The organism is Xanthomonas vasicola pv. musacearum NCPPB 4379 (assembly GCF_000277895.2).
Taxonomy (GTDB): domain Bacteria; phylum Pseudomonadota; class Gammaproteobacteria; order Xanthomonadales; family Xanthomonadaceae; genus Xanthomonas; species Xanthomonas vasicola.
Genome location: NZ_CP034655.1, coordinates 1,702,842 through 1,714,641, shown reverse-complemented (window position 1 = coordinate 1,714,641; position 11,800 = coordinate 1,702,842). Strand labels below are relative to the sequence as shown.

General features: G+C 65.1%; 7 protein-coding genes and 1 other RNA gene. 1 reads left to right on the top strand and 7 read right to left on the bottom strand.

Annotated features, from left to right (window positions below; translation table 11 throughout):
• Positions 1 to 8: 8 nt before the first annotated feature.
• Positions 9 to 84: non-coding RNA, sX9 sRNA (locus tag KWO_RS08045), on the bottom strand.
• A gap of 420 nt (positions 85 to 504) precedes the next feature.
• On the opposite strand from KWO_RS08045, the gene KWO_RS08040 reads away from it, so the two are divergent.
• Complete coding sequence (locus tag KWO_RS08040) at positions 505 to 2,310, top strand: DUF885 domain-containing protein (RefSeq protein WP_017112335.1); 1,806 nt, start codon at positions 505 to 507, stop codon at positions 2,308 to 2,310.
• Between the two features lie 291 nt (positions 2,311 to 2,601).
• On the opposite strand, the gene KWO_RS08035 is transcribed toward KWO_RS08040, so the two are convergent.
• The 6 genes from KWO_RS08035 to KWO_RS08010 form a co-directional block, all read right to left on the bottom strand.
• Positions 2,602 to 4,434, bottom strand: a complete 1,833-nt coding sequence (locus KWO_RS08035) for an ABC transporter ATP-binding protein (RefSeq protein ID WP_010377503.1) — start codon at positions 4,432 to 4,434, stop codon at positions 2,602 to 2,604.
• Between the two features lie 167 nt (positions 4,435 to 4,601).
• Positions 4,602 to 5,198, bottom strand: coding sequence for a plasmid pRiA4b ORF-3 family protein (locus KWO_RS08030; protein WP_010377501.1), 597 nt, complete (start codon positions 5,196 to 5,198; stop codon positions 4,602 to 4,604).
• Between the two features lie 64 nt (positions 5,199 to 5,262).
• On the bottom strand, positions 5,263 to 8,322 hold the full coding sequence (locus KWO_RS08025; protein ID WP_017112336.1) for an efflux RND transporter permease subunit: 3,060 nt from the start codon (positions 8,320 to 8,322) through the stop codon (positions 5,263 to 5,265).
• Positions 8,319 to 9,425 carry an efflux RND transporter periplasmic adaptor subunit gene (locus KWO_RS08020; RefSeq protein WP_017113887.1) on the bottom strand — a complete coding sequence of 369 codons (1,107 nt, stop codon included), beginning with the start codon at positions 9,423 to 9,425 and terminating at the stop codon, positions 8,319 to 8,321. The genes KWO_RS08025 and KWO_RS08020 overlap by 4 nt, the downstream gene beginning before the upstream one ends.
• Positions 9,426 to 9,447: 22 nt before the next feature.
• Positions 9,448 to 10,284, bottom strand: coding sequence for a MipA/OmpV family protein (locus tag KWO_RS08015; RefSeq protein WP_010377491.1), 837 nt, complete (start codon positions 10,282 to 10,284; stop codon positions 9,448 to 9,450).
• A gap of 19 nt (positions 10,285 to 10,303) precedes the next feature.
• Positions 10,304 to 11,773 carry an efflux transporter outer membrane subunit gene (locus KWO_RS08010; protein ID WP_033006756.1) on the bottom strand — a complete coding sequence of 490 codons (1,470 nt, stop codon included), beginning with the start codon at positions 11,771 to 11,773 and terminating at the stop codon, positions 10,304 to 10,306.
• Positions 11,774 to 11,800 lie beyond the last annotated feature (27 nt).

The window sequence follows — 11,800 nt, the reverse complement described above, 5'->3', positions numbered from 1 at the left end:
ATAAAAGCGGCTAACAACACGTAGCGAGCAGCCGTCACGCGGGCATGGACGGCGCGCAGGAACCGGAGTGTACGAGTACGACATGCCGATTCCGAGCACCGACCGCGCCCGCCTGGCGGCTGCGTAATGCTTTTTAGGTGCTCTAGGCCACCGGGTGGGTGGCAAGCATGATGTTGCCTGTGCGCGTTGCCTGGTGGCGAGGCAGTGCGCAGGAACCGGAGTGTACGAGCGATCGCGCCCGCAACATGCACCTATCCTGCGCGCCGAGCGGTCGGCGCTGCCGGCCGGCTGCGGGGTAAGGGCTCACCAACACGTGGTGAGCATCTGTAGGGGGCGTGGACGGCTCGCAGGAACCAGGGGGACGCAACACATGCCGGTTTCGCGCACCGGCCGCGCCCGCCTGGCGGTGCGCGCCATCGGTTTGTTGGCTGCTCTAAACCAATGGCGGATGCAGACACGCGCGCAGATGCCTATGCTGGTGGTTTGATTCCACCAGGACCCACGATGCGTCAACGCCTGCTTGTCCTTGCCCTGCTCACTGGCCTCAGTGCCTGCCAGCAACAGCCCGAATCCCCGCGTGCCGATGCAACCGCGCCTGCCGCCGCCGAAGCACAGACTCCGGATGCGCGCTTTACTGCGTTGTCCAAACAAGCGCTGGACACCTGGATGCAGCTGTCGCCGGTCACCGCCACGCAGACCGGCGATCACCGCTTCGATACGCAGATCGATGACCTGAGCGCCAGCGGCCGTCAGCGCAGCCTGGAGGCGGGCAAGAAGCTGCTGGCCACACTGGATGCGATCGACGTGGCCAAGCTGTCGCGCGAGAACCAGGTGGATGCTGCGATTTTGCGCAATCAGCTGCAATCGGAAATCTGGAATACCGAAGTGCTGCAAAGCTGGGCCTGGGACCCCCAGATCTACAACGGCCTGGCCGGCAGCGCGCTGTACAGCCTGATGGCACGCGAATTCGCGCCAATGCCCGAGCGCCTGACTGCGGCCACCCAGCGCATGGAAAAGATTCCGAGCATTTTTGCGCAGGCGCGCGAGAACCTGGACCCGGCGCGGGTGCCAAAGATCCACGCCGAAACGGTGGCCAAGCAAAACAAGGGCATCCTGAGCATCGTCGATAGTTTCATCGCGCCCAATATCAGCCAGCTGGGCCCAATCGAAGCGGCGCGCGCGCAGGCGGCCATCGACAACCTGCGCAAGGCAGTGGCTGAGCAGCAGACCTGGCTGGACACGGTATTGGTGCCCAACGCCAAGGGCGACTTCCGCATCGGTGCAGAAAAATACGACCAGAAGCTGAAATTCGCGCTGCTGTCGTCGCTGTCGCGTGCCGACATCAAGCAACGCGCCGAATCCGAGCTCAAGCGCGTGCGCGGCGAAATGTATGGCATTGCGCGCACCGTGCTGAAGGACAAGCCGGGCGCTCCCAAGTTGCCCGAATCGCCCAATGACGACCAGCAGCAGGCCGCGATCGAAGCGGCATTGGAACTGGCGTATGCCGACAAGCCGGCGCGCGACAAGGTGGTGGACGCAGCCAAGGCAGCGCTGGCGCAATCGACTGAATTCGTGCATCAGAAAGATTTGATGACGCTGCCGGATTCGCCGGTGGACATCATCCTGATGCCGGAATTTCAGCGTGGCGTGGCGGTGGCCTATTGCGATTCGCCCGGCCCGCTCGACAAGAATCTGAAAACGTTCTACGCGGTGTCGCCGATCCCCGACGACTGGAACGACAAGCAGGTGGATTCGTTCCTGCGCGAATACAACACCCGCATGATCCAGCTGCTCAGCATCCATGAGGGCACGCCGGGCCATTACCTGGAAGGCTGGCACTCGGCCAAGTTCCCCTCCACGCTGCGCGCGGTGCTACGTTCAGGCATGTTCGCCGAAGGCTGGGCGGTGTACACCGAGCGCATGATGCAGGAACAGGGCTATCTGGATAACGACCCGCTGTTCCATCTGGTGCAGTTGAAGTTCTACCTGCGCACCATTGCCAATGCCATTCTCGACCAGGGCGTGCATGTGGACGGCTGGGATCGCGACAAAGCAATGCACCTGATGACCCACGACACCTTCCAGCAGGAAAGCGAAGCCTCGGGCAAGTGGGTGCGCGCGCAGCTCTCGTCCGCGCAGCTGCCGACCTACTTCGTCGGCGTGCAGGAACATCTGGACACGCGCAAGGCTGTACAGGAGAAGCTCGGCGACGCGTTCAACCTGAAGGCCTATCACGACAAGATGCTGTCGTACGGCGCCCCGCCGGTGCGCTTCGCACGCGAGCTGATGCTGGATCAGCCGATCGAGTAAGTGCCTCTATTCTCTCACCGGGACATTGTCTCCTTCATGGAGGAGAAGGTGCCCGTGGGGCGGATGAGGGTGCGGGCGCAGCGTCGTATGGCTAATGGAGGAAACTGACCTTCGTTGTGTGATTCAGCAACGAAGAAATGTGTGCCGTCCACATGGCTAGTGGCTACGCCCCGTACCCTCACCCCAACCCCTCTCCCGATGGGAGAGGGGCTTGGATGCTTGCTAAGTTCCGTTAGCAGGTTTTCAAGCCACACGAAGCCAATTGCGTGTCCTCACGCGTCGCTTTTTCCGTCACGCATCCGCCGCAACAAACCCACCGGTCTGCCGCGCCCACAACCGCGCATATAAGCCGCCGTGCGCGATCAGTTCCGCATGCGTGCCTGTCTCGACAATCTTGCCGCCGTCCATCACCACCAGCCGGTCCATGCGCGCGATAGTAGAAAGACGGTGCGCAATTGCGATCACGGTCTTGTTGCCCATCAAGGCATCCAGGCTGTCCTGGATGGCGGCCTCCACTTCCGAATCCAGCGCCGACGTTGCTTCGTCCAAAATCAGGATCGGTGCGTCTTTCAGCAGCACCCGCGCAATCGCGATGCGCTGGCGTTGACCGCCGGAGAGTTTGACCCCGCGCTCGCCCACATGCGCATCGAAGCCGCTGCGGCCTTCGCCATCGATCAGCGTGTCGATGAAACTGTCGGCGCGTGCCTTGCGTACGGCATCGAGAATCTGCGCCTCGCTGGCCTGCGGCCGCCCATAGAGCAAGTTGTCGCGGATCGAACGATGCAGTAACGAGGTGTCCTGGGTGACCAAGCCGATCTGCCCGCGCAGGCTTTCCTGCGTCACGGTTGCGATGTCTTGCCCATCGATCAGGATGCGCCCCTGCTCCAGGTCGTACAGCCGCAGCAACACATTGACCAAGGTGGATTTGCCGGCACCTGAAGGCCCGACCAGGCCGATCTTCTCGCCGGCACGCACCTGCAGATCCAGCCCGGCAATCACCCCGCCGCGCTTGCCGTAATGGAAGTGGATGTGCTCGAACTGCACCTGCCCCTGGGTCACCTGCAGCGGCACCGCATCCGCTACGTCCTGCACCTGCACCGGTTGCGAGATGGTCTGCATGCCGTCCTGCACCGTGCCGATATCTTCGAAGATGCCGTTCACCGTCCACATGATCCAGCCGGACATGTTGTGGATGCGGATCACCAGGCCGGTAGCCAAGGTGATCGCGCCCACACTGATCTGCCCGCGGCTCCACAACCACAGCGCCAGCGCGCAGGTGCCCACGATCAAAAACCCGTTCGCCACCGCAATGGCGGTATCCATCGCAGTGGTCACCCGGGTTTGCCCGCGATGCTTCACTGCCAGCTCGTCGATGGCATCGCGCACATAGGCCTGTTCGCGACCGGCATGGGCGAACAACTTGAGCGTGGAGATATTGGTGTAACCGTCGACGATGCGACCGGTCGCCTTGGAGCGCGCATCCGACGCAATCCATGCGCGCGCCTTCAAGCGCGGCACGAAGAACGCCATCAGCGCCACGTACACCACCAGCCAGATCAGCAGCGGCGCCATCAGCCAGGGGTCGGCCTGTGCAAACAACCACAACGCGCTGCCGGTGTAGACCACGATGTACCAGAGCGCATCCACCATCTGCACGGCTGATTCGCGCAGCGAGGTACCGGTCTGCATCACGCGATTGGCGATGCGCCCGGCAAAATCGTTGTTGAAGAAGCCCAGGCTTTGGCGCACCACGTAGTTGTGCATCAGCCAGCGCGAACGGTTGCTCAGACCCGGCACAATCGCCTGATTGACCAGCAGATTGTGCAGGCCGGTAAAAAACGGCCGCGCCACCAGGGTGATCACCGCCATCCAGATCAGTTCGCCTGCGTGGAGCCGGAAGAAGTCCGGCCCCGGTTTGTCGGACAGCATGTCGACGATGCGGCCGAGGAAGTCGAACATCGCCACTTCCACCAGCGCCAGCAGCAGTCCGGCGATCAAGGTCGCCAACAGAATTGGCCACAACGGCCGCAGATAATGCAGATAAAAGCGCCACACGCTGCGTGGCGGCATCTCCCGCTCGATGGGCGGGAAAATATCGATCAGGGACTCGAACCAGCGGAACATTGCGCAGACTTCGGAAAAACCGGGGCCTCAGGCTAGCCGATCGGGCGTCAAGCCGCAGTGGCGCTGGCCTGCACGCGGTGTTTGATCAGCTAGCGCAACGCGTGAACGCCGCAGTGGCGCGCGAAAACCAAGGTGTTCAGCGCCTTCCCAGGCCAGGCGCACACGCCTCACTCGCGCACGCGGGCCAGCAAGCGGTTGATCTCGGCCAGATCGAAATGAGCGGGTTCGAAGCGCCCGCCCAAGGTCGCCAGTTCCTGCACATGCTGCGGGTGGTCCGGGTCGGCGATGATCTGCACCAGCGTCTGATAGTCGTCAATGTCGCCACTGCGCTCTGGCGGGCAGGCGTTGGCACCGTCCACGCAGCGCGCCACACGCAGGCCGGCATCCGGCGGCAACAGTGCTTCCACCTGCACGCGATGCTGCCAGCCATGGCCGGCGCCGTAGAAATAATCGAAACCTTCCAGTTCGCCCACTGCGCTTTCCAGGGTGACGCGCCCGGCATGTTTGAGCCGTGGACGCTTCGGCACATCCAGCCCGGATTCGCCATAACGCCCACCGCCCAGGTCGAACTCGTAGGGGTGCGCGCCATTCCAGCCCATCACCGGCTGCAACACGCGATGTAGCGTGGCCAGGCGCACCGCACCCGACACCAGCAGGCGCCGCCAGATCAGCGGCGCACTGCCGGTCACTGCCACATGCAGTTGATACACCGGTGCAGGTGGCTGCACCGGCTGCTGTGTGGCTTTCTTTTTTGCCTTGGTCATCGTGTCGTGTTTGCTGCTGTCTGCCCCAAGTATGGCGTGCCGGGCCGACGAATGCAGGCGCGGTTTAGGCACCGCGCCGCATGCGCAGACCGAACAGCAGGTCGTAAAGGATCGGGATCAAGCCCAGCGTCACCAGCGTGCCCAACGCCAACCCACCGATCATGGTGATCGCCATCCCGGTCCACAGCGGGCCGGCAAACAGCATCAGCGGTACCAGGCCGACGATGCAGGTGAGCTTGGTCATGATGATCGGACGCAGACGTTTGACCGCGGCAGCAACCACTGCCTCGCGGCATGGCAGGCCATCGGCAAGTTCGGCCTCGATGCGTTCCAGCAGCAACACCGCGTTGTTGACGATGATGCCGGCCAGCGCCAGCAAGCCGAACGTGGCCATAAAGCCAAACGGATAGCCGGTGATCACCAGCGCCAGCGCCGCGCCGATCAACACGAATGGCACCGCCGACAGCACGATGAACAGTTTGCGGAACGAGTTGAACTGCCACACGAACAGCAACAGGATCGCGCCCAGCGCATGCGGCATGTAGTGCAGCAAGGCTTGATTGGCTTCGGCTGAATCCTCCAGCTCGCCGCCAATCTCCACGCGGTAGCCTGGTGGCAACTTGAGCGCAGCGATGGGCGCCGCCAGCCGCTCGACGATCTCGGTCGCGGTCAATTGCGGATTGCGCGCAGTCACCGTGATGGCACGGCTGAGGTTGCGCCGCTGGATCGCCGACGGCTCGCTGTCGCGCAGCACCGTGGCGATTGCCGCTAGCGGCACCGGCGCGCCGCCCGCCTGCGGATACACCAGCGTATCGGCCGGATTGCCGTTGCCGGCGCGCTCCTGTGCGCTGCCGCGCACGACCACCGGCACATCGGTGCCGTCGTCGCGGATCAACGTAGCGTCCACACCGCTGTAGCGCGCCTGCAATGCCTGCGCCACGTCTTCGCTGCTCACACCGGCGCGGCGCGCTTTGAGCTGGTCGACCTGCACCACATAGCGCGGAATGCGGGCTTGCCAATCGTCCTGCACATCTACGGTGCCCGGCACTGCCCGCAAGGCCTTGGCAATGGCGGCAGCGCTACTGCGCAACACGGCCTCGTCCGGGCCCACCACGCGGTACACCGCCATGCCGGCTTCGGTCGCGCCCAATGAAAAGCGTTTGGGCTCGGCGCGCAGAGAAGGGAAATGGCTGCGCACATGCGCGCGCACCCGTGCGATCACCGCATCGATGTCGGTGCCGGGCCGCACGCTGACCGTGAAGTACGCCTGGTTGGCCGCTGGCAGCGGCGGATTCAGGCCCAGCACGATGCGCGGCCCGCCATCGGCGACATAGCCGATGCTGTCCACCACCTCGGGGTTGGCGCGGCGGTCGCCCAGCCAGCGGCTGAGGTCGCTCACCGTGCGCAGGGTTTCGCGTGCGTCGCTGCCCGCTTGCAAGGTCACCGGCATCTGGAACTGCAGGCGATCAGACTTGGGAAGGAAATCGTACGGAATCGACACCAGCACGGTGATCGCCACCGCCAACATCGCCGCCATGGCACCGATGAACAGCGCCTTGTGCTGCAGCACACGTTCGATGACGCGCCGGTAGCCGCGATAGAACCGCGATTCCGCTGCGTCGCTGTCCTTGGTGGCATGCACCTTGGCGAAGTACATGCACAGCAGCGGCGTCACCGTGATGCTCAGCACCCACGACCCGAGCAGCGTCACGCCCAACACGGTGGCCAGCGAGCGCAGATATTCGTTGGTGCTGGTCTGGCCGAAGAAGAATGGCGAGAACGCCAGCACGATGACCAACGACGAGGTCAGCAACGGTGTCGCCAGCGTCCGGCCCGCATCGATACAGGCCTGGCGGCGTTCCTCGCCGGCCACCAGACGGCGCTCGATGTCTTCGGCAATCACGATGCCGTTGTCCACCAACAAGCCCAGCGCAAGAATAATGGCGGCAATCGAAACCGTCTGCAGCTCTACGTCCAGCACGCGCATGACGATCAACGAAGCGAAGATGGTCAACGGTACGATCGCGCCGACGATCAAGCCGGTGCGCCAGCCCAGGAACAACATCACCACCGCCATGACGATGACAATCGTCTCGCCCATGACGTGATGCATCTTGCCCATCTCGCGCTCGACCACATCGGCCTGGAAGCTCACCACGTGCTGAGTGAAGCCGACAGGCAGTTGGCGCGCGGTGTCGTCGAGCTTGGCGCGCAGCGCCTTGCCGAAGTCGGCGATATTGCTGCCGGGCTGCATGGACACCGAGACCACCACCGCCGGCTGGCCTTGGTAAACGGCCGCGCTTTGCGGCGGGTCGGCCGGCATCACCTGCACCTGTCCCAACTCGCCCAGGGTCACTTCGCGAGCACCGCCGGCAGGCGCGCCAGGCACGCTCAGCAGAACACCGCGCAACTGCTCGGGCGTGCGGATTTCGCCGGACGTGGCCACGGTCAGCGCCAATCCAGACACCGCCACCTGCCCACCGGAGCCCACCACATTCTGCGCGCGCAATTGCGCCATCACGCTGGACGGGGTCAGGCCGCTCGCCAGCATGCGCGCGCGATCAAACGACACGTACACGCGTTCGTCCTGCAGGCCGAACAACTTCACCTGCTCCACGCCGGGCAAGCCATACAACTGCTCGCGCATGCGCCGCAGCGGGCCGCGCATTTCGCTCATCGAAAAGCCCGGCGCGGTGACTGCAATCGAGGCCACCGACACGCGCCCGAAGTCGTCGTCGACGAACGGACCAAGCGTACCGGCAGGCAATTGCGCACCGGCCTCTGCGGCCTTGGCGCGCACACGCTGCCAGAGCGCCGGCAAATCCTGCACATCGTCGTAGGCGGTCAGCTGCACGATCGCGCTGCCCGGGCGCACCGTAGTGACGATGCGCTTAATGCCTGCCAGCTCACGCAGCTGCTCTTCAATGGGGCGTGCCAACAGGTTTTCCACCTGCTCGCTGGGCATGCCGGGATAGGCCACCGACACCAGCGTGTCGCGCACGGTCACCGACGGTTCTTCCTGCGAGGGGAAGCCAAGGAAGGCCACGATGCCACCGATCAGAATCATCGCTGCCGCAAACAAGGTCAGCCGGCTCGAACGCATCGCCATCTGGGTCAGCTTCATGGCGTGCGACCTCCGCTCAGCTGCGTCTGCGCCTGCAGTGGCGTCACCGGCTGGCCGTTCACCAAGAAGCCCACACCGGTGCTCACCACCTGCTCGCCTGCCCGCAGCCCGCGCAGAATCTGGACGCGCTCGCCGACGATCGTTCCCAGGTCGACCGCGCGTTCGATCACGGCCCGCGTGGCCGGCTGGTAAACGAACACGCTGGCCTGTTGCCGGTTGAGTCGGGGCAATACCGCCGACAACGGCACGCTCGGCGTGGACGCGGCAGCAGGCGGCAGCGTCAGCATCACGCTGTCGCCGCTGCGCAGCGAAGGCGCGGCGGCGAGCGGTTCCAGCAACGCCTGCACCGTCGTGGCATTGTCCAGGCGGCTGGAAAGACTGCGCAGACGCAGTTCGATCGGCGCGCCGCCCGCATCCACCACGCGGGCATGCACGGTTTGCCCCGGCACCAGACCGGCACCGGCAGTTGCAGGCAGCGTGGCGACCAGTTGCACATGGCCCTGCCCCTCCACCTGCAGCACCGCCTGCCCCGCCGCCACATCGGCCTGCGGCTGTTGCAGGCGCGCCACCACGCTGCCATCGAAGGGTGCGCGGAGCTCGCCCAGACGCGCGCCGCGGCGCGCCATGGCCAGGTCGGCCCTGGCCACCTGCAGCTGCGCGGCGGCCGCATCTGCCGCCACCCGCGCGGCAGTCAAGGTGGCGCTGGAACTGGCACCGTCATCGAACATTGCCTGTTGCTGGCGCAATTGCAGTTGCCGTTCGCCCGATTGCGCCAGTGCCGCGCGCACGTTGGCATCGGCCTGCTGTTCGCGCAGGCGCAGCGGCTCATCGTCCAGCCGTGCCAGCAGTTGCCCGCGGGTCACCCGGTCGCCGACATCCACCAGCACCGCAGACAGACGGCCTGCTCCTTCGAACCCCAGCTCGGCGCGTTGTTCCTGGCGCACCAGCGCCGGCACCTGCAGTGGGTTATCGCTCCCGTTGCCGAAGCGCTCCAGCTTCACCGCGCGCGGCGTCTCGGTGGCCGGCGCCTCCGGCCCGCTGCATGCGGCCAGTCCCAGCAGCAACGTGCCGCACACTAGGCCGCGATAAAACATCGTCATCATTGGATCCCCCGGTGTATGCCGCTCAGCGGCTGTAGGTCAGTGCGAGGTTGCCGCTGACCACGCTGCGGCGTGCCACCAGCGGGCTGTCTTCGGCGTTGTCCAGGTAGCGCGTTCCGGTGACCCCCAACGTGGTGGCCCAGTGGTCGCCCAACGAGTGCGTCCAACTGCCACCTACCGCGGCGGCATACGCACCGGACCCGGCATTGAAGGCGGCAAAGCGGGTGCGCGCGGCTTGCGCATCGGTGACGCCGAAGTAAGCCTGATTGAAGCGGCGGTCGCCGCCATGCACGTCCAGGTCCAGGGTCACCGTGTCGTTGGCGCTATGCAGCAGGGTGAACTCCGTCCCGGCGCGATAGCGGTTGCGGCGCGCAGCATCCTTGAGCGTGAATTCGGCCTCCGCATTGACGTTCATGTAGGGCGTCACTTGCTGCATCACCAGCGTGCGTGCGGTCACCGAGCCAGGCACATCGCCCATGCCGGCCAGCAGGCGCGAGCCTGGCCGCCAGTTGCTGTCGCTTTGCAGCCGGCCCAGGTCGTAATACAACGATTGCGATATGTAGAAGCCGGACTTGCTCTGGAATTGCAGGCCGCCGCCGCGGGAGGTGTCGAAGAACAGCACGCCGCGCTGCACCACCAGCACCGGGTTGAATTGCACGCGCGCGCGCTCGGCGCCGGCATACTCCGGCGTGGCAACCGCTGCCGCGCCGGCCGTGATTTCAGTACGGTCTCCCAGCAGGCGCGAACTCCCGGTCAGATCGGTTTGTGCGTGCGCAATGCACGGAATGGCGCTCATGCAGGCAAGGACGCTGGCGCGAACGGCATGGTGGCCACGCAGGCGATTGAAGGACGATAGGTTCATCGAAAGTCTCCGTCGGAAGTCAGGAAGCGGTGGGCAGGCGCACGCCATAGAAGGCTTGAAACAGCGCAATACGGCTCAGCACGCGTTGGCGTGCGGTATCCAGGTAATCGAGTTCGGCCTGAGCGATGCGGTTCCGCTCGGCCAGCAGCGCGCTGCGGTCTTCCAGACCGGCATCCACGCGTTCATGCATTCGAGCAAGACGCAGTTGCTCGCGTTCGACCTGCTCGCGCGAGCGCGGCTCGGCCTGCGACAAGGTGGCGTGCGCGTCGAGCGCGTTGGCGACCTCGCGGAATGCAGACTCGATCGCCTGCTCGTAGGCGACGACATCGGCACGTTTGCGTATTTGCGCCAGGTCCAGGTTGGCGCGATTGCGGCCGCCATCGAACAACGGCAGGTTCAGTTGCGGCATGAAGCTCCATACGCCGTGGCCTGCAGAAAACAGGCCGTTCAATCCGTCGCTGGCCGTGCCCACGCTGCTGCTCAAGGTGATGGATGGAAAAAACGCCGCGCGCGCCGCGCCGATGTCGGCATTGGCCGCGCGCAATTCCAGCTCGGCCTGCTGGATGTCCGGGCGTTGCAGCAACAGCGACGAATCCAGGGCGCGCCACGCACTGGCAGGCGTATCAGCGGCGATCAGACCCTGCAGGTCGCCGGGTACCGGAGTGCTGTCGTAGCCGGCCAGCAACTGCAGCGCACGCAGCGCCGCAGCGTGATTGTCGTTGCCCTGCAGGGCCGCCACATGGGCTTGGTCGGCCTGTCGCTGCTGCGCATCGCGCTCGTCGCGCGCAATCAGCCCTACCTGATATTGCCGCTCGGCGATGGCAAGCAGCGCAGCGCTGTCGGCATCCAGCGATTGCAGCTGCTGCAGCGCCTGCGCGGTGGTGCGCTCGGCGGTGTAGGCACGCAGCACCTCTGCAATCAGGGCGCCACGCGCCGCGTCGCGGCCATAGGCGCTGGCCAGGTAGCGCTGGCGTGCGGCCTCGGACATCGCCTGCAGCTTGCCGAAAAAGTCCACTTCGAAATTGCCGATTCCCGCATTGGCAATCACCAGATCCTGCTGGTACCGCGCATCCAGCGTCGGGTTGTCGAAATGTTGCCGCAGCTGCTGCGCGCCGACGGCGAGCGTCGGCAGGCGCGACGCCCGCGCAATGCCGTACTGTGCACGCGCCTGTTCTACCTGCAATGCCGCACGGCGGAAATCGCCGTTGTGCGCCAAGGCACGTTCGACCAGGGGCCGCAGGTCGCGGTCTGGCGCGAAGGCCTGCAGAAACGCGCGCTCTTGCTCGTTCAGAGTGACGGCGGCGGCCGCATCGGCGTCGGGCTGGCCGGATGCCGGCGCCGATGCCGCCTGCGGGCTGCCGAACGTGGCCGGCACGCTGACCACCGGGCGCTGGTAGGCCGGCGTCAGCGAGCAGCCAACCGACAGCACCGCACTGGCGGCAACCAGGCACACGCAGGACCAACGATGCGGAATAATTTGTGGAATCATGATGTCGGAGCACAGAGCCAATCTCGA